The organism is Flavobacterium sp. LC2016-12, from assembly GCF_015351595.1.
Lineage (GTDB): Bacteria > Bacteroidota > Bacteroidia > Flavobacteriales > Flavobacteriaceae > Flavobacterium.
The window spans coordinates 19,563-38,529 of sequence record NZ_JADKPT010000015.1 but is presented as its reverse complement, the minus strand read 5'-3'; the positions used below and the strand labels follow the sequence as shown (position 1 = coordinate 38,529).

General features: G+C 31.8%; 20 protein-coding genes. 11 read left to right on the top strand and 9 right to left on the bottom strand.

The window, feature by feature from the left end; genetic code table 11:
* Positions 1–83: 83 nt before the first annotated feature.
* On the bottom strand, positions 84–731 hold the full coding sequence (locus IRZ99_RS19065) for a TatD family hydrolase (RefSeq protein ID WP_194658842.1): 648 nt from the start codon (positions 729–731) through the stop codon (positions 84–86).
* On the bottom strand, positions 731–1,330 hold the full coding sequence (locus tag IRZ99_RS19060; RefSeq protein ID WP_194658840.1) for a DUF1684 domain-containing protein: 600 nt from the start codon (positions 1,328–1,330) through the stop codon (positions 731–733). The genes IRZ99_RS19065 and IRZ99_RS19060 overlap by 1 nt, the downstream gene beginning before the upstream one ends.
* A 99-nt stretch (positions 1,331–1,429) precedes the next feature.
* Between IRZ99_RS19060 and IRZ99_RS19055 the strand changes: the two genes are divergently transcribed.
* The 9 genes from IRZ99_RS19055 to IRZ99_RS19020 all read left to right on the top strand — a co-directional run bounded on the left by IRZ99_RS19055 (position 1,430) and on the right by IRZ99_RS19020 (position 9,709).
* Positions 1,430–2,665, top strand: coding sequence for an MFS transporter (locus tag IRZ99_RS19055; protein WP_194658838.1), 1,236 nt, complete (start codon positions 1,430–1,432; stop codon positions 2,663–2,665).
* Between the two features lie 147 nt (positions 2,666–2,812).
* Positions 2,813–3,181, top strand: a complete 369-nt coding sequence (locus IRZ99_RS19050) for a BlaI/MecI/CopY family transcriptional regulator (RefSeq protein WP_194658836.1) — start codon at positions 2,813–2,815, stop codon at positions 3,179–3,181.
* A gap of 12 nt (positions 3,182–3,193) precedes the next feature.
* On the top strand, positions 3,194–4,006 hold the full coding sequence (locus IRZ99_RS21330) for a M56 family metallopeptidase (RefSeq protein ID WP_370527673.1): 813 nt from the start codon (positions 3,194–3,196) through the stop codon (positions 4,004–4,006).
* Positions 4,003–4,812 carry a hypothetical protein gene (locus IRZ99_RS21325; protein ID WP_370527672.1) on the top strand — a complete coding sequence of 270 codons (810 nt, stop codon included), beginning with the start codon at positions 4,003–4,005 and terminating at the stop codon, positions 4,810–4,812. The genes IRZ99_RS21330 and IRZ99_RS21325 overlap by 4 nt, the downstream gene beginning before the upstream one ends.
* A gap of 33 nt (positions 4,813–4,845) precedes the next feature.
* The gene (locus IRZ99_RS19040) at positions 4,846–5,214 is read left to right on the top strand and encodes a BlaI/MecI/CopY family transcriptional regulator (RefSeq protein ID WP_194658834.1); all 369 of its coding nucleotides are present in this window, start codon (positions 4,846–4,848) and stop codon (positions 5,212–5,214) included.
* A 5-nt stretch (positions 5,215–5,219) separates the two neighbouring features.
* Positions 5,220–6,977, top strand: a complete 1,758-nt coding sequence (locus tag IRZ99_RS19035; protein WP_194658832.1) for a M56 family metallopeptidase — start codon at positions 5,220–5,222, stop codon at positions 6,975–6,977.
* A 113-nt stretch (positions 6,978–7,090) separates the two neighbouring features.
* Positions 7,091–8,530, top strand: coding sequence for a serine hydrolase (locus tag IRZ99_RS19030; RefSeq protein ID WP_194658830.1), 1,440 nt, complete (start codon positions 7,091–7,093; stop codon positions 8,528–8,530).
* 77 nt (positions 8,531–8,607) lie between these two features.
* Complete coding sequence (locus tag IRZ99_RS19025) at positions 8,608–8,748, top strand: SsrA-binding protein (protein WP_194658828.1); 141 nt, start codon at positions 8,608–8,610, stop codon at positions 8,746–8,748.
* 115 nt (positions 8,749–8,863) lie between these two features.
* The gene (locus IRZ99_RS19020) at positions 8,864–9,709 is read left to right on the top strand and encodes a DMT family transporter (protein WP_194658826.1); all 846 of its coding nucleotides are present in this window, start codon (positions 8,864–8,866) and stop codon (positions 9,707–9,709) included.
* Between the two features lie 86 nt (positions 9,710–9,795).
* Here the strand turns inward: IRZ99_RS19020 and IRZ99_RS19015 are convergent, their stop codons facing one another.
* On the bottom strand, positions 9,796–10,350 hold the full coding sequence (locus IRZ99_RS19015) for a fasciclin domain-containing protein (RefSeq protein WP_194658825.1): 555 nt from the start codon (positions 10,348–10,350) through the stop codon (positions 9,796–9,798).
* A 211-nt stretch (positions 10,351–10,561) separates the two neighbouring features.
* On the opposite strand from IRZ99_RS19015, the gene IRZ99_RS19010 reads away from it, so the two are divergent.
* On the top strand, positions 10,562–11,086 hold the full coding sequence (locus IRZ99_RS19010; protein WP_194658823.1) for a biopolymer transporter ExbD: 525 nt from the start codon (positions 10,562–10,564) through the stop codon (positions 11,084–11,086).
* Positions 11,087–11,097: 11 nt separating this feature from the next.
* The gene (locus IRZ99_RS19005; protein ID WP_194658821.1) at positions 11,098–11,637 is read left to right on the top strand and encodes a biopolymer transporter ExbD; all 540 of its coding nucleotides are present in this window, start codon (positions 11,098–11,100) and stop codon (positions 11,635–11,637) included.
* Between the two features lie 304 nt (positions 11,638–11,941).
* Here IRZ99_RS19005 and rpsA read toward each other — a convergent pair whose 3' ends face one another.
* From rpsA to IRZ99_RS18975, 6 genes are all read right to left on the bottom strand, one after another.
* Positions 11,942–13,720, bottom strand: a complete 1,779-nt coding sequence (rpsA, locus tag IRZ99_RS19000; protein WP_029270489.1) for a 30S ribosomal protein S1 — start codon at positions 13,718–13,720, stop codon at positions 11,942–11,944.
* Between the two features lie 411 nt (positions 13,721–14,131).
* Complete coding sequence (locus IRZ99_RS18995; protein ID WP_194658819.1) at positions 14,132–15,376, bottom strand: hypothetical protein; 1,245 nt, start codon at positions 15,374–15,376, stop codon at positions 14,132–14,134.
* Between the two features lie 152 nt (positions 15,377–15,528).
* The gene (locus IRZ99_RS18990; RefSeq protein WP_194658816.1) at positions 15,529–16,905 is read right to left on the bottom strand and encodes a nucleoside permease; all 1,377 of its coding nucleotides are present in this window, start codon (positions 16,903–16,905) and stop codon (positions 15,529–15,531) included.
* 68 nt (positions 16,906–16,973) lie between these two features.
* Positions 16,974–17,666, bottom strand: coding sequence for a (d)CMP kinase (gene cmk, locus IRZ99_RS18985; protein WP_194658814.1), 693 nt, complete (start codon positions 17,664–17,666; stop codon positions 16,974–16,976).
* A gap of 44 nt (positions 17,667–17,710) precedes the next feature.
* Positions 17,711–18,313: a murein L,D-transpeptidase catalytic domain-containing protein gene (locus tag IRZ99_RS18980; protein WP_194658813.1), complete on the bottom strand. Its 603-nt coding sequence runs from the start codon at positions 18,311–18,313 to the stop codon at positions 17,711–17,713.
* A 51-nt stretch (positions 18,314–18,364) separates the two neighbouring features.
* Positions 18,365–18,964, bottom strand: a complete 600-nt coding sequence (locus tag IRZ99_RS18975) for a murein L,D-transpeptidase catalytic domain-containing protein (RefSeq protein ID WP_194658812.1) — start codon at positions 18,962–18,964, stop codon at positions 18,365–18,367.
* Between the last annotated feature and the right edge of the window lie 3 nt (positions 18,965–18,967).

The following is an 18,967-nucleotide window of genomic DNA, read 5'->3' as shown; positions in this document are numbered from 1 at the left end:
CAAGTTTCAGGTTTCAAGTTTTGCTGAGGCACTTTTCTCCTGACTCTTTCTTCTTTATTCTATATTCTATACTCGATATTCTTTCAACCACGAAATATCCTTTCAAAATTACTTGAGATAATCTCTTGTAACTCCTTAATTGTTATATTTTTATATCCAGCTGCTAAATCGTAAACCTGTTTAATATTTTCTTCAATTGTATCAGTTTCCAATAAAAATCTATCGTTTGGAACGTTCTGAAAAACCGTTTTTAATTCCGGATTTCTCAGTAAATATTTTCCAAAAGAAATACAAAACCCTTCCTTAATTAATTGGTTTGCCAGTTGACTATTTTTCGAAAACCCGTGAATGATCATTGGAACTGAAATTTTCAATTTTTTCTTGATTTCAATCACTTCCTGAAAGGCAGCTACGCAATGAATAACTACTGGTTTTTTATATTTTTCGGCTAAAGCTAATTGCTTTTCAAAAACTATAATTTGTTGTTCCAGCGGAATTTCAATTCGTTTATCTAAACCGCATTCTCCAATCGCCAAACAATTTTCTGTCTGCAATTTTTCTTCTATAATTCTCAGATCAGCATCAATTCTGTCTTCAACAATATACCATGGATGGATTCCGATCGAATAAAATGGGATCGAAGCATCAAATTCATTTGGATACTGATTAACCAATTCCAAAGTATTCGGTTGATTTGTAAATTGGTGTGTATGAAAATTAAAGAATTCCATTAGTGAAAATTCTTTACTCCCGCTTTAATTTCAATATTCAAATCATTTTCCAAAGGAACTAACGGACAAGAATATTTATGGTTATACGCACAATACGGATTGTAAGCCTGATTGAAATCGACTGCGATAGTATTGCCTTTTGGAATTTTCAAATCGATATATCTTCCTCCTATATAACTTTCCTTTCCTGAAGTTAAATCTGAAAAAGGAAGAAACAAATGATCTTTATATTCATCTGTTTTCGAAAGATCAATACTTCTATATACATTTAATTGCAATGCTTTACCATCAATAGTAAAGTATAAAGTTCCGTATTTTATATATTTTGGAGTTCTTGTTCCGGTCGTTTTCATTTCGAAAACTTTTTCATTTTTCGCCTTTACAAATTTTGCATTGACATAATACTTGGCATTAATAGGATAAAAATCTAAAGTTTTAAAAACTTTTAGATCTTCTTCCATTAACGGACTCGTCTTAGGATCAGCATATTCCGAATTTATGGTCTTCTGAAATTTCTCTGTTTCTTTTTTATCAAATTTCTTTTGGCTAAAGCCAAAACTAAAAGTTAATAATAAGATAAGAAATACTATTTTTTTCATCTTGGAAATTTTGAACAAAAATAGTTTAAAAGTAACAAAGCAGCAACCGCGATACGTGACAAAGTTTCCTAACTTTGTTGCAAATAACATATTTTTATAATGCTCAAAACTGCAGCCAACCATTACATCAATAATTTTAGGGGATTTTCGAGAGAAATTTGGATACTTACATTGGTCACTTTCATCAATCGTGCCGGTACTATGGTACTTCCTTTTTTATCAAAATATTTAAAAGAAGACCTTCATTTCTCTTATAATCAAGTTGGTTGGATTATGGTTGCATTTGGTTTAGGTTCGATGTTGGGATCTTGGCTAGGAGGAAAACTTTCGGATAAAATTGGGTTTTACAAAATCATGATTTTCAGTTTATTTACCAGTGGAGTCTCCCTTTTCTTTGTACAATATATAACAACATTTTGGGGATTGTGTATTGCGATGTTCCTTTTAATGGTCATTGCAGACATGTTCAGACCAGCAATGTTTGTGTCCTTGGGCGCTTATGCCAAACCCGAAAACAGAACACGTGCTTTGACTTTAGTACGTTTAGCCGTAAACTTAGGTTTCGCGGCCGGACCAGCTTTGGGCGGGTTAATTATTATGGGAATTGGTTATTCTGGATTATTTTGGGTTGACGGTGCTTCTTGTATAGTATCGATTTCTATTTTTGCTTTATTGGTAAAAGAAAAGAAAAAAGTTGACCACGATGATAAAGTGGAAAGCGCATCAGATAAGAAATCAGTTTTTCACGATCGAATCTTTTGGGTTTTCTTGTTTGTCAGTTTTGTAACGGCTATGATTTTCTTTCAGCTTTTCACGACGCTTCCTTTATATCATAATGAGAAATTTGGTTTAAGTGAATTTCAAACAGGGTTATTAATGACGTTAAACGGGCTCTTGATTTTTGCTTTAGAAATGCCAACTGTTGGATTTATGGAGCGTAAAGGTTTCCCAAAAATTAAAATCATTATTCTTGGCTCCTTTGTTATGGCTTCAAGTTTCTTTTTGCTTCTTATAAATGTTTGGGCCGGAATTCTGGTAATTAGTATGATTTGTATTTCAATTGGAGAAATTCTGACCTTTCCATTTTCTAATGCTTTCGCTTTAAGCCGTGCCCCACGTGGTCAGGAAGGCCGCTATATGGCATTGTATACTATGAGTTTCAGTTTGGCTCATATTATTAGCTCCAAAGTTGGTTTTGAAATTATCACCCGATTAGGTTATCAAATTAACTGGTTTTTCATGGCTTGCATTGGCGTTGTGGCTACTCTTTGTTGTTTCTGGATTAAAAAAGCTTTACTTCTCGAAAAAAAAACATTAAATAATTTTAACTCTTAAATTACTCAAATTCAATTTATTACTTTTAAATTTGAGTAGATTTTATGTGCTTTCAACTTAAATAAAACTTAATTTTTAGTTAAATAACTATTTTTATAGTTGTGTAACTAGAAAAATAGTTATAGGTTTGAATTAAAATTAGAAAACATGCAAAAGTTAACCAACAAAGAAGAAGAAATCATGCACATTTTATGGAAGCTTAAAAAAGCTTTTGTAAAAGAGGTTCAGGCTGAAATAACAGAAGATCAACCGCATTACAATACACTTTCTACTATTGTTCGTAATCTTGAGGAAAAGGGTTTTGTGGGACATAATGCGTTTGGAAATACACACCAATATTACCCGATAATTACTTTAGAGGCTTATAGCAAAAAGTATATGAAAACGGCTATTGATAATTATTTTAATAGCTCCTACAAAAATATGGTTTCATTTTTTGCCAAAGAAGAAAAAATCTCTGCTGCTGAATTACGCGAAATTCTGGCTATGATCGAAACTCCAAAAGAAGACAAATAAAAATTATTTTTTATGGAAGCACTTTTTATTTATATCGCAAAATCAGCTGGACTAGTTATATTATTTTATTGCGCTTACTATTTCTTGTTACGCAAGGAAACGTTTTTCAACAGTAACAGGTGGTTTTTATTGAGTGGTTTAATTACTTCTGCGATACTTCCTTTGGTAGTTTATACTAAAGTAATTTGGGTTAATCCTACCCCACTTTCAAATGTAAATTATGCATCGCTGTATTCGGCGCAGATAGAAAAAAATGTTTCTGAAATTAATTGGAGTTTAGTATTAATAGCGATCTATAGTATTGGAGTTTTAGCTTTACTGATAAAATTTGCTTTAGATTTTTATAGTTTAAATTCAGTTATCAAGGGAAAACAAATAAAACAACAAGCTGATTTTAAATTTGTTGACATAAACGAAAATATTGCTCCATTTTCTTATTTTGAATATATAGTGTACAACTCATCAATGTACACGGCTTCTGAATTAGAGAGTATTTTGGAGCATGAAAAAGTGCATAGTGATCAAAATCATACTATGGATGTTTTGATTGCCAGGGCTTTCTCTATATTATTTTGGTTTAATCCTGTTATTTGGCTTTATAAAAAAGCAATAACACAAAATCTTGAATTTATTGCAGATGCAGCAGCTGCTCAGAAAATTTCAGACAAAAAAGCCTATCAATATACGCTTTTAAAAATTACAACTCATGAAAGTTGTCTATCAATCACCAATCATTTTTATCAATCATTAATCAAAAAACGAATTGTCATGTTAAACAAAAATCAATCAAAAAAAAAAGGAGCTCCTGGAAACTCTGTGTCGTGATTCCGGCACTCGTCGCTTTTGTATTATTATTTCAGATTGAAGTAATTGCAAAAGAAAAAAGAGAAATTGTAACGAAAGAAATTAGAAACAAAAATGGTAATGTTGATGTTTACAAAATCAGTAAAACAACAACTGATCAGCAATTAAAAGAAATGGCTGAAAAAATGAAGCTAAATCACAATGTTGACGCAAAGATTTCTGATGTTGAAAGAAATTCAGATAATGAATTAACAGCTATCAGATTTGATCTAAAAAGAGATTCTGAACAATCACAATCTTACAGAGTTAAAGGAACCACAGCGATTAAAGATTGTGAAATTGTAATTGAAACTGAAAGTGACGGTTCTAAAAAAATAGGCTTAAAAACGGATAACGAAAGTGATGAAGTTAAAATCATTAATAAAGAACGTAAAGTCGAAGTAAAAAAAGTTACAAACTCTAAAACTAACTGTGATGTTAAAACTACTGATAATACTCATACAAGCATTAATACAAGCACTAGTGCAAATAATACAGATACTAATGTAAATACTAAGATAAATACGAATGTTAAAGTTGGTTATAATAGTAATATAACTACTGAGCCAAAACTTCAAACAAACATAAGTGTAATATCAAACGACAATTTTAATACGCAATCAAAGCAATTAATTATTGTCAACGGAGAAGTTGTTTATGATGGAAAAGTTAGAGATCTGAATTCTGACAACATTAAAACAATACATATTTATAAAAGTTCAAAAACATCAGCTAAAGATGGTGAAGAGGATAAAAACAGTGTTATTGAAATTGAAACTAAAGAATAATTTTCAATTTGAAATTAAAAATTAACCAAAACCATGCAAAAACTAACCAATAAAGAAGAAGAAATAATGCATATTTTATGGAAGCTTAAAAAGGCTTTTGTAAAAGAGATTCAGGCAGAAATTACAGAAGATCAACCGCATTATAATACGCTTTCGACTATAGTTCGAAATTTGGAAGAAAAAGGATATGTAAGTCATAATGCTTTTGGAAATACACATCAATATTATCCAAGTGTAAGTATTGAAGATTATCGAAAAGGTTTTATGAGTACTGCAATTGACAATTATTTCAATAGTTCTTATAAAAGTATGGTTTCATTCTTTGCCAAAGAAGAAAAAATCTCTGCGGCTGAATTGCGTGAAATCTTAGCTATGATCGAAAAACCAAACGAAGACAAATAAGCATTATGGAAGCACTTTTCACTTTTATAGCCAAATCAAGCGGATTATTAGTATTATTTTACTGCGCTTACTTTTTTTTACTTCGTAAAGAAACTTTTTTCAATAGCAACAGATGGTTTTTATTAGCCGGTCTTATCACTTCAGTAGTTTTACCTTTTGTGGTTTACACCAAAATTGTGTGGGTCGATCCTACTCCAGTGCCTGCTGTTATGGATTATGCTGCTGGTTATATTCCACATGCTAATACTATTCCGGAAGAAACCTTTGAAATCGATTGGAATTATGTTGCGCTTATTGTTTATGGTATTGGATTTCTGGCTCTTATCATAAAGTTTGCTGCTGATTTTTACAGTTTGAATTCTGTTTTAAAAGGCAAACAAGTACAACAAGAAGAAGATTTTAAATTTATAGATATTGAGGAAAATATTGCACCCTTTTCTTATTTTGATTATATCGTTTACAACTCATCAATGTTTACGGCATCAGAATTAGAAAGTATCATTGAGCACGAAAAAGTGCATAGCGATCAAAATCATACTGTTGATGTCATTATTTCGAGAATTTTTTGTGTGCTATTTTGGTTCAATCCTATTATTTGGTTATACAAAAAGGCAATTCTTCAAAATCTTGAGTTCATCGCCGACAGTGAAGCTGCCAAAAAAATATCAGACAAAAAAGCGTACCAATACACGCTTTTAAAAATAACAACGCATGAAACTTGTGTTGCCATCACCAATCATTTTTATCAATCATTAATCAAAAAACGAATTGTCATGTTAAACAAAAATCAATCAAAAAAAACAAATTACTGGAAGTATTGCACCATAATTCCGGCACTTGCTGCATTTGTATTTTTATTTCAAATAGAAATCATAGCACAAGAGAAAAAAGAAAATCAGGAAGTTACTACAGCTACATCAGATGATGTTTACAAAATCGAAAAAACAACAACAGATCAGGAATTAAAAGTAATCTCTGAAAAAATAAAGCAAAAGCACGATTTTGATGTTGCTATATCGAATGTGAAAAGAAATACAGCTAAGGAATTGACAGCCATCAAAATGAACATTAAAAAAGGGACTCATGAGGTTCAAACCATTGAGATAGATGGAGACGAGGCAATAAAAAGCTTTGGTCTTGTAGTATCAACTAACGACGATAATGTCAAAAAAATTGGCGTTGTTACAGATGGTGAACCAAACGACTCCATGATGCTTCAGGATCGCGTTGCAGATGTTGATGAAGTTGATGGTGCAGATGTTGATAATATGCATGTTACGCCTCCTGCTCCACCAGCACCACCTGTTAGAGTTGGTTCAATAGCTCCTCCAGCTGCGCCTATCGCACCAGCTTTTCCTGGAGGATCTATGCCAAAATTACCGACTATCGATATGTCTAAAATGCCAAAAGCTCCGGCACCACCAGCAAATCCAAGAGACAAAGTAGCTATGGCTAAATTTGAAAAAGATATGTCCGAATTTGAGAAAAAAATGGAAGCTTTTGAGCCAGAATTATCTGCTTACGAAAAACAAGTAGATGAAATAATGTCTAAACATGAAGCTCTATATGGCAAGGATATGGAAAAGTATGAAATTGCCATGGAAAAATTCAGCGTTGAGATGGAAAAGTACGGAAAGTACATAGAAGAAACCGTTGGAAGAGACATGAAAGAATATGAGAAAAGCATGAAAGCTTACGAAAAGGATATGAAAGCTTATGAAAAAGAAATGAAGAAAATGGAGAAAGAAAGCAAAAAATCTTAACTCCTAAAGAATTTAAAATATAAAACCAGTGTACAAAAAACACTGGTTTTATATTTTAAATACCTATCAAAATCAAAAAAATAATCTAGTTAGTAATCTAAGATGTTTACAAAATGAAAAAAATAATTTTAGTACTGTTCCTGCTCCTTACTTTTTCTTGTTGGGCACAGCAAGTAACAATTTCTGAAAAAGAAATCATTGAATTAATGGATCATACTGCTAAAAAGTTATTAGAAACTTCAAAAGCTAATTCGGCCTCCATTGGTATTGTAAAAGATGGGAAAACTTATACCAAGCATTATGGCGAAATAGACAAAGGAAAAGGTAATCAAGCAAATAATAATACCGTTTTTGAAGTTGCGTCGATTACCAAATTATTTACAGGTTTATTGATAGCTCAAGCTGTTGTTGATCATAAAATAAGTTTAGACGATGACATTAGAAAATACATTACAGGTTCTTATCCGAATTTAGAATATCAGGGACATCCAATAAGAATTAAAGATTTAGTTTCTTTTAAAAGTGGTTTCAATAAAGATTTACCTGATAATTCAAAATTCAGGAAAAACCCTAGCGACAGTAGTTATATTGATTTTAAAAAAATGGATGAAACATATTCCAGAGAAAAATTCTTTGCAGATTTAAGAACAATTCAATTGGATACTTTACCAGGAACAAAATTTAAATACAGTAACGGGAGTGTTCAGTTGGCCGCACATATTTTAGAAAATATATATCATAAAAGTTATGAAACGCTGCTACAAGAAAATATTTTGTCAAAACTAAATATGACATCAACGCGATTATCTATAGACAAAAACACTGTTGTTGCCAATGGTTATAACGGTAATGGTAAGTTGATGCCTAACCTGTCTGATAATCTTTGGGGTGCAGCAGGATATTTAAAATCTACTTTAAATGACATGGTTAAATTTATTGCTTTTGAATTAGATACCAAAAATAAAACTATTACTGAATCGCAAAGAAATCTCCTAAATTCTGATACTGATTGGAACGGATATTTTTGGGATAATATTCAAGTGGATGATAATGGCAGAAATTGCTGGAAACATGGAGGTGCATTCGGAACCCAAAATATGTTATTGATTTATCCGGAACGTAATTTAGGAATTTCAATCATCGTAAATACCAGTAGTGAAAAAACGGCCAATGCATTAGGAACTGCTGTTGTAAATTTATCGCAAAATTTACTTTCAAAAAATGATTCTAAAAAAGAGGTTTATGGCTATAAAATTGTCGATGATAATATTATTTTCTCTTATGAACACGATAAATCACTAAATGCTAATTTAATAAAAAGTGTATCTATAGCAGGTTCTTTTGATAATTGGAACCCAAATGATAAAAAGTATCAAATGAACCGAAAAAACAAAAATACTTTTGTATTCTCGATCCCAAAAAATCAATTTGAAAAAGATAAAATCCACATGTTTAAATTTGTAATCAATAAAACTGGTTGGATTGAAGCACCTCCAAATGCTTTAAATATAGAAAATGGACCAGATAAAAACTTAGTTTTAAAAATTGAATAAGCAGAACTTATTTGTTGTTAAAAGACTTTGTATTTTAACAAAGTCTTTTTTTATATCTTTGAAAAAACAAACCTACTATGTTTAAAATTTTAGCCAAAATAAATAAAGCCCTATTACCAAGTTTTACAAAACAAGGACTAGACATTTCTAAAGCAAAAAAATGGCAGATGGCAATTATTGGTTATCGTGCCTATGTAACGAAACGTGCTTTAGAATAAAATACAATTTGCTTTTTTTAGTTGATTTTTTGTAACACATTTTTCCTAATTGAATAGTATTGAAATATATCCTTCAAAACTTATTTCGTAGTTTTGCAGTCCATTTCAATTCCTCATGAAAAATAAAGAATTCAACCTTCCTCCTGTCCCCGCAGTACTATTAGCTATTATCAGCGTACAATGTGGTGCAGCTATTGCCAAAACGCTGTTTCCGGCAATTGGAGCGGCGGGAACAGCTTCTCTAAGAATTGGAATTTCGGCTATAATTTTACTTTTTGCATACCGACCAAACTTAAAGCAAATCAAACCTAATCAATGGAAAATTGTAGCTCCGTATGGTTTGACATTAGGTGCTATGAATTTAATTTTTTATTTAGCTATTGAAAGAATTCCGATTGGTCTGGCAGTAACTTTAGAATTTATGGGACCGTTATTAGTAGCCATAATTGGATCAACACGTCTGATAGATTATTGTTGGGTAATACTGGCCGGTTTAGGTATCGTTTTAATTGCACCATGGTCAAACGACAGAGTAGATTTATTAGGAGTGTTTTTTGCTCTTCTAGCTGGTGCACTTTGGGCTGCTTATATTATTTTGGGCGGAAAAATTTCTAAGATCATGCACGATGGTCAAGCAGTTGCCACAGGAATGTTGTTTGCTGCAATTTTAATATTACCATTTGGCTTTTACGAAAACGGATTAGCCAATCTTACCCCACAGTTTTTGGGTATGGGAGCTGCACTCGCTCTTTTGTCTAGTGCTATTCCATTCACTTTAGAAATGAAAGCTTTAGGCCAGCTTCCTCCTCGTACTTTTAGTATTTTAATGAGCTTAGAACCCGCAGCAGCAGCAATTTGTGCTTTTATATTCTTGCAGGAAAATTTAAGTTTTTATGAAATTTTAGCTGTTGTTTGTGTAGTTGTTGCTTCTGCCGGATCGACTTTAACTGCTAAAAGATAAAAGTATAAAATCTCAAAAATAAAAATTCCAAACTCCAATTTAAAGTTGGGATTTGGAATTTTTGTTATTTGGGAATTGCACAAACATTACATTTTAGGCAATAAAACAGTATCAACTACATGAATTACACCATTAGATTGATTGACATCTGCAATTGTAACTTTAGATTTGTTACCAATTTCGTCGCTAATGTAAAGAGCTGCACCGTCCATCCAGGCAGTTAAAGTTCCACCGCTTACTGTTTTAAGAGTTGCTTTTCCTTTACCCATTTTAATTGCTTTTGCAATATCAGAGGAGTTCATTTTTCCTGCAACGACATGATAGGTTAAGATGGTTTGCAATGTTTTGATATTCTCTGGTTTTAATAATGTTTCAACAGTTCCAGCTGGTAATTTATCGAATGCTTCATTTGTTGGGGCAAAAACAGTGAATGGTCCTTTACTTTGTAATGTTTCTACTAAACCTGCAGCTTTTACAGCAGCAACCAATGTGGTGTGGTCTTTTGAGTTTACGGCATTCTCCACAATATTTTTATTTGGATACATTGCAGCTCCACCAACCATTACTGTTTTTTGTGCAAAAGATGTAAATGCAAATCCAAGTGTTAAGATTGATACGGCTAAAAATTTTCTAGTTTTCATAATTATATTTTTAAGTTATAAGCTCATTTACGGGATTGTTTTCGATTTGGTTTTATGAAAAATTTAAAAAAGTTTTCAAACCATTGAAAAAACCTCAAAAACAACTGTAAAACAACATATTAATTCGTGAATTTATTTTTAAATATTTTGTAAATCGACATTCTTATTGTATTACTTTTATTACTAACTTTAGTGACCAAATTGATTCATTATGGAAAATTTACCTAAAAAAGTAAGAAGCAAAAAATTAAGTACAAGAGTTGATTTAACCGCTATGGTCAGCGTTTCATTTTTGTTAATTATATTTTTTATGGTAACTATTGAGCTGGCTAAGCCGAAAGCAATGGATTTTGCTTTACCAGATAAAGATCCAGATTGTGGCCCAGCGGGATGTATTGATGGTAATCGCTTGTACACAATTTTACTAGATGATAACGATAAAATAATTACTTATTCTGGTTTATTATCATATCCAATTGAGAAACCTAAAAAAGTTAATTTTGAAGAAGGTGGTATTCGAAAAGAAGTATTTCTTAAAAAGAAACAAATACAAGAATATATGACCTCAATGGGTAAACCAAAAAGTGGTGTTATTGTAATTATCAAACCAAGCAAGAAATGCAACTATAAAAATTTAGTTGACATCTTGGATGAAATGAAAATTGCAAAAATTGATACGTATGCTATTGTAGACGAATACACTGTAGAAGAATCAAAATTATTAGCTTCTAAATAAACATTTAAACCATGGAAAATCTACCTAAAAAAATAAGAAGTAAAAAGTTAAGCACAAGAGTTGATTTAACTGCTATGGTCAGCGTTTCGTTTTTGTTGATTATATTTTTTATGGTTGTAGGTGAATTGTCTAAGCCAAAAGTTATGGATTTAAGTTTGCCTGAAAAATATTACGAAGACAAATGGAGTCACATTATACAATGTGGTTTAGGAGCTGACGAACGTTTAATAACTATTTTACTTGATGAAAATGATAAAATAGTTACTTATTCCGGGCCTTTATTTTATTCGTTAGAAAATCCCAAAATTTTAAGCTACGGTAAAAATGGAATCAGAAAAGAACTAGCAATTAAAAATAAAATTATTCGCGAACATTCGACTAAAATTGGAAGACCGAGAAACGGTCCAATTGTAATTATAAAACCGAGCAAAAAGTCAAATTTTAAAAATTTGGTAGATATTTTAGATGAAATGGCAATTGCACAAATTGGTACATATGCAATTGTCAATGAATTCACTCCTGAAGAATCAAAATTATTAGCAGCAAAATAATCAAACCTTCTTTTGAAAATGACTGCCATAGCCTAGATAGAAGAGAAAATCCTTTTGTGCCGGGGTTCGGCGCAAAAGATTTGGAATGATAGCTGGAAATAGCTCCTGAAAAACAAATTCCAATTTTTAAACTCCAAATTCCAATTAGGAAACACTCTCTATCAAAACTTCGGAACGTCCGAACAGGCAAACGCAACACAGGGGACTTGAAACCTGAAACAAAACAAAACCTGAAACCTGGAACAAATAAACAAAAAAAAGTCCCACATTACTGTGGGACTTTCTATTTAGAGGAAACTAAGAATTATTTTTTCTCAGTTTTTTCCATTTTAGCTTTTAATGCAGCTAATACATCATTGTTATCTCCTAAAGTTGCAGCTGGTGCATTAGTAGTAGAGTTAGATGAAGTATTTTCAGTTGCAGCTTTCACGTTTTTCTCTTCTTCTTCACGGAAGATAGCAGTGTGAGAAGCAACTACTCTTTTGAATTCTTTATTGAATTCGATTACTTTGAAATCAGCAGTATCACCTTTTTTCAATTTCTTTCCGTCTTCTTTTTCAAGGTGACGAGTAGGAATGAAAGCAACGATATCATCTCCGAATTCTACAGTAGCTCCTTTGTCAACGATTTCAGAAATTTCACCATTGTGGATAGTTCCTACAGCGAAAGAATCTTCGTATTGATCCCAAGGATTAGCAGTAGTTTGTTTGTGACCTAAAGATAATTTACGTCCTTCAACATCTAATTCTAATACAACTACATCAAGTTTCTCACCAACATTTACAAATTCAGATGGGTGTTTGATTTTCTTAGTCCAAGATAAGTCAGAGATGTAAATTAATCCATCAATTCCTTCTTCTAATTCTACGAAAATACCAAAGTTTGTAAAGTTTCTAACGATACCTGTATGTTTAGAACCTACTGGGTATTTAGAAGTAATGTCAGTCCATGGATCTTGAGTCAATTGTTTGATACCTAATGACATTTTACGGTCATCTCTATCTAAAGTTAAGATAACAGCCTCAACAACATCTCCAACTTTTACGAAATCCTGAGCAGAACGTAAATGAGTTGACCATGACATTTCAGAAACGTGGATTAAACCTTCAACACCTTCAGCAACTTCAATAAATGCACCGTAATCAGCGATTACAACTACTTTACCTTTTACTTTATCACCAATAGTTAAATTAGCATCTAAAGCATCCCATGGGTGAGCGTTTAATTGTTTCAATCCTAATTGAATTCTTGTTTTCTCATCATCGAAATCAAGGATTACAACGTTTAATTTTTGGTCTAATTCAAGAACTTCACTTGGGTGGTTGATTCTACTCCAAGAAAGGTCAGTAATGTGAATTAATCCGTCAACACCACCTAAGTCAATGAACACACCATAAGAAGTAATGTTTTTAACAACACCTTCTAATACTTGTCCTTTTTGTAATTGACCGATGATTTCTTTTTTCTGTACTTCGATATCAGCTTCGATAAGCGCTTTATGAGATACAACAACGTTTTTGAATTCGTGGTTAATTTTTACCACTTTGAATTCCATCATTTTGTTTACATATACATCGTAGTCTCTAATTGGCTTAACGTCAATTTGAGAACCAGGTAAGAAAGCTTCAATTCCGAAAACGTCAACGATCATACCACCTTTAGTTCTGCATTTTACAAAACCATTAACGATTTCTCCTGTTTCATTTGCAGAAATAACTCTATCCCATGATTTAATAGTACGTGCTTTTCTGTGAGATAATACTAATTGACCTGTTTTATCCTCACGGATGTCGATTAATACTTCTACTTTGTCACCAACTTTTAAGTTTGGGTTGTAACGGAATTCGTTTAAAGAAATAACACCTTCCGATTTTGCGTTGATATCAACGATAACGTCTCTATCAGTAATTCTAACAACTACACCTTCAACTACTTCTTCTTGATCTGTAGCGATGAAAGTTTTTGAAACTAGTTCTTCGAATTCTTGTAAGTTTTTCTCATCTACTGCATCAATTCCTTCTTGGAAGTTATGCCAGTTAAAATTTGCTAAAAACTCTTCTTGTGATTTTAATTGTTCAGACATGCTGATAAAAAATTTGTATTCTGTTTTCCTCGAGTTTCATAAAGCAGTAGAAAAAACAGAAGTTGTTTTACATAAATAGTTGATACCTAAAGGAAACTCTTCTTTGCCAAAAGGTTTGCAAAATTAATACAAATATTTGTAATAGCAAAACAATTCTAAATGATTATCAGCCAATTGTTCAGGAGCAGAAGATTTTAGATTTTTTAAGGCGTTCAGTCCCGCTATCCACTTGTATCTTTTTTGCAGAAAAAGCAAAAAAGAATACCGCTTCTATCGGGGCTAGACAAGAACGAATAGTTGTTTTTAAAACCTTTAACTTTAAATTAAAAACAAACCCGACAGATTTTAAAAAACCTGTCGGGTATACGATGCGCAACTATCTTTGTCAAAGTTTTAAACTTTGACAAAGATTTACTGTAGCTCAAGCTCAAACAACTTCGGATTTTCAAATTTACTTTCATCCAATTGAAAATCTTTATCATAAAACTTCCAAGGCGAATTGGCAAAGAAATACATTTTGTTTTTAACCAAGGTCGCCAATGCAGGTTCATTATATTCTTTTCTATTATTATCCAAAACCTTAAAATCAGTTATTTTAGTTTGGGTTTCATTCAAATTATAGCGTACAATTCGAATTGGCACTACTCCATTCTGAATCGCAAATAACGAATTCTTAGAAAAAACCAATCCGTCAATTCCCTTTTTAGAAGCTTCTTCCGGAAATTCTAGCCAGTTTCCTTTTTGAGACTTTATATCAATAGAAATAATCCCTTTCAAATAATCAGCAACAAACAATTTCGATTCACTTTTATTCAAAGCAATTCCTTGGAGATTAAAAGCTTCTTTTCGCAAATCTTTCCAAACAACTAAATTCTCGTTTTCAATTTTATAAATAATCGGTTCGGCACTATCTGAAATATATATATCATTATTTTTAATCACAATCAAATCTCCAAAAACATGATTTCCATCAACAGTATAACGATTTACTAATTTTTTCGTGGCAATTTCAATTTTCAAAATTTCGCTTTTTCCATCAATTTCTTTGGAAAAACCTTTCATTTCAGGAATCGCTGAGCAGGCAACCCAAAGATATTTTTCATCCGAATCAGTTTTTAAAGCAAAAACCGAATAAGAACATTCGGTAAACCAATCAGAACATTTTCCATTTTCATCAAAAGAAACAATCTTCTTATTGCGAATACTCGATACCAGCCAAAGTTTGCGTTTCTGTAAATAAAGCAATCCTTCCGGATGTAGATCTTTTTCAGAAAGCCTTATTTTCTCTACAGAAGTTTCAATTATTTTTGATTGTGAAACTTTCAAATCTAATAAATCTTTAAAACCTTTCTCTTTTTTAATAGATTCAAAATCAGCATCATCTTCAAAAGCAATAGTATTATTTGCCAGAATAATCTTTTTTAAAACCGATAAAGCCTCTTCAATTTTACCATTTAAAGAATAAGCTGATGCCAAATTATAAGTATATGCAGGATGCGTTGGCCGGATACTGTCCAACTGTTTAGCCAACTTCAAAAACAAAACATAATCTTTGCTTTTATATGCTTCAATACTTCGATTGTACAAAACCTTAGTTTGTGCAAAACCAGAAACTCCAATCAAAAGCAAAACAAATAATCTAAATCTCTGCATCATTAAAGTTTTAAAAATGAATTACTAAGTTATAGTTTTTACTTGAAACAGAATGCTACAGAAACAACAAACCCGACAGGTTTTAAAAAACTGTCGAGTTTACTATGTGTAATCATCTTTGTCAAAGTTTAAAACTTTGACAAAAATCTATATTATTAGTGACTCAAATTCTCCAATTCCTTAGGATCATGTTTATGCTTAAACAAAACAGCAAAAGCAATTGCAATAACCAAAGCATAAGCCGCAAATGATAACCAGATCGTATGCCAGTCTTTCATTAAAATTGGATTGCTAAAAATTCCTTCCGGAGAAACTGAATTTCCCTGACTTTTTACAAATTCTAACATTTTAGGATTTGTAGTTTCGGTTTGCAAAAATCCAGACAACTCGATTGTATTACTAAAAGATTTTGTGAAAAATCTATCAATTGCCCAACCTGAAGTCAAACTTCCTAAAACTGCTCCTACTCCATTGGTCATCATCATGAACAATCCTTGTGCAGAAGAACGTATTTTAGAATCCGTATTACTTTCTACAAATAATGATCCTGAAATATTAAAAAAGTCAAATGCCATTCCGTAAACGATACAAGACAAAATAATCATCCATAAACCAGTTACAGGATCTCCAAAAGCAAATAATCCGAAACGTAATACCCAAGCCAACATAGAAATCAACATTACCTGTTTAATTCCAAAACGTCTTAAGAAAAACGGAATTGCCAAAATAAACAAAGTTTCAGAAACCTGAGAAATCGACATAATGATTGTCGAATATTCAATTACGAATGAATCTGCATATTTCGGAAAATGTTTGAACTCATCTAAGAATACATCTCCATAAGCATTTGTCAATTGCAATGCACCTCCTAAAAACATAGAGAAAACAAAAAACAAAGCCATTTTGTAATTCCCAAATAATTTAAACGCTTCAAGACCCAAAGTTTCAACCCATGAAGCATTTTCTTTTGTTAAACGCTGTGGTTCACATTTTGGTAATGTGAATGCATAAATCCCAAGAATCAAAGCACCAACACCAGCAATATAAAACTGGTATTCAGTCGCTTTACTTCCACTTAAATTTGTAATCCACATTGCAACAATAAAACCTATTGTTCCCCAAACTCTAATAGGTGGAAAATCTTTTACAATATTTTTATCATTTAACTTTAATGAAGTATAAGAAATGGAGTTACTCAAAGCAATTGTCGGCATATAACAACACATAGCAATAAGCATTACGGCAATAAAAGTATCTGGTGTAGTAACCTGTGCAATTCCAAACAAAACTACCGCATAAGCAATATGTAAAAAACCATACAATTTTTCGGCATTTACCCAACGGTCCGCAATAATCCCTGTTAAGGTAGGCATAAATAAAGAAGCAATTCCCATGGTTCCGAAAACAAGACCAAATTGAGTTCCTTCCCAATTTTTAGTTCCAAACCAATAATTCCCAATAGTAATAAGCCACGCTCCCCAAACAAAAAACTGAAGAAAACTCATTACAATCAATCTGTTTTTAATTCCCATATGATGAAATTGTCTTTTAAATAAAATGAAGCGGTAAAACTACCATTAAAAATGATATCTGCAAAAAATTATACCGTTTTAACAACGTCAGTTATCAATTCCAAAACTGCTGCAAATTGTTCTTCTCTCGTTAGGTAAGAATTATCAATTTCAATAGCATCATCGGCAATGATTAGAGGAGAATCTTCCCGATGTGTATCTATATAATCTCTTTCCATCACATTCTTTAAAACATCTTCATAAGAAACATCGTTACCTTTTTGCTGTAGTTCATCAAAACGTCTTTGGGCACGAGTCTCAGCACTTGCGGTCATAAATATTTTTAATTCTGCATCTGGAAAAACGACAGTTCCTATATCTCTTCCATCCATTACGATCGCTTTGTTTTTACCCATTTCCTGCTGTTGTTCTACTAATTTAGAACGTACTTCAGAAACTTCAGCCACTTTGCTTACGTAATTAGAAACTTCAATAGTTCTGATTTGTTTCTCTACGTTTTCACCGTTCAGGTACATTTCAGCAAAGCCTAAATCGGCATTAAATTTAAACTCTAATTGAATTTTTGGCAACGCTTCTACAAGTGCTTTTTTATCAAAAGAATCAGCTCCAATAAAGTTATGCTGCATTGCAAAGAAAGCTACTGCACGATACATTGCTCCGGTATCTACATAAACATATTCCAACTCTTTTGCTAATTGTTTTGCTAAAGTGCTTTTTCCTGTTGACGAGAACCCGTCGATTGCAATTGTTATTTTTTTCAATTTTTTATATTTTAAATTTAATTTTAAGTCTTTCAGTTCTTCGGTTAGTAATAAATACTCATAACAATATTCGATTGAGAACCGTCAATTATTTTAGCCGTTCTTTCAAAATATTTTTTATTGACCATCGGGCAACCAAAACTGTTGCAAATATATCCTTTTTGCTCTTGATATGGAACATCAAAATAGTAATGAAAAACAATATCACGATGAAATGCATTGCTATTGGTTTTATCTAATCCGTATAATTTATAGGCTTTCCCAAACTTTCCGTAATAGAAATTTCCAATATAATATTTACCTAATGAAGTACTTAATGAATTGGGAACATTACTGAATTTCAACTTTCCTTTAATCCCTGTTTCGGATCCTGAACCGTGAGCAACCAGGCCTTTATCTATAATTTTATTAGTTTTTAAATCATAAACAAAGAAACGATTCTTACAAGACGGTATTTTCATATCAATAAAAAATGCAATTCTTTTATTGTATTTTTTATTGCTTTCTATCAGCCTCTTAACCTCATTTATATGCTTAAGTTCAATTGTTGCGGTAGCAGATGAATAATATTTATTGTCTTTATAAAAAATTTCATACCCTATAAAAACAAAAAGTATCATAAGAAAAACGATTAAGATCTTCTTCATATGATACTTGTTATTAAATTATAAATATTAAAACTAAATGAAAATGGCTGGCTAATAATAGATATCCAATATAATTTTCGATTTAGAACTATCAACTATTTTTTCGATTCTTTTAAAGAATTCTTCATTAACCATTGGGCATCCATGGCTGTTCGAAATATAATAATCTTGTTCGTCAAGTGGTACTGCAGAATAATGATGTAACACTATAGCTCTTTTTAAAGCATTATTATTACTTTCATCTAATCCATTTAAGCGGTAGGCTTTTCCGAATATTCCTTTGTAACATTTTTCGATAGAATATCTGCCTAATGAGGTGCAATTTGAATTTGGTGTATTACTGAATTTAAGTTCTCCTCTAATTCCTGTTTCAGAGCCTGAACCGTGGGCTACAAGTCCCTGATCTAAAATTTTGTTATTTACCAAATCATAAACAAAGAATCTGTTTTTTCCGGATTTAATTCTCATATCTACTAAAAAAGCAATTTTAGTATTGTATTGAGGACCGGCATAAACCATTTCTCTTACTGTATTTACGTGATAGTTGATTCTTTCGATTTCAACTTCACTAAGGGATTCATCTTTAAAATTAAGATTTGAGGTATTAAAAAGACCTGCTGTAAAAAATAGAATTAGATAAAATAGCTTCATAAA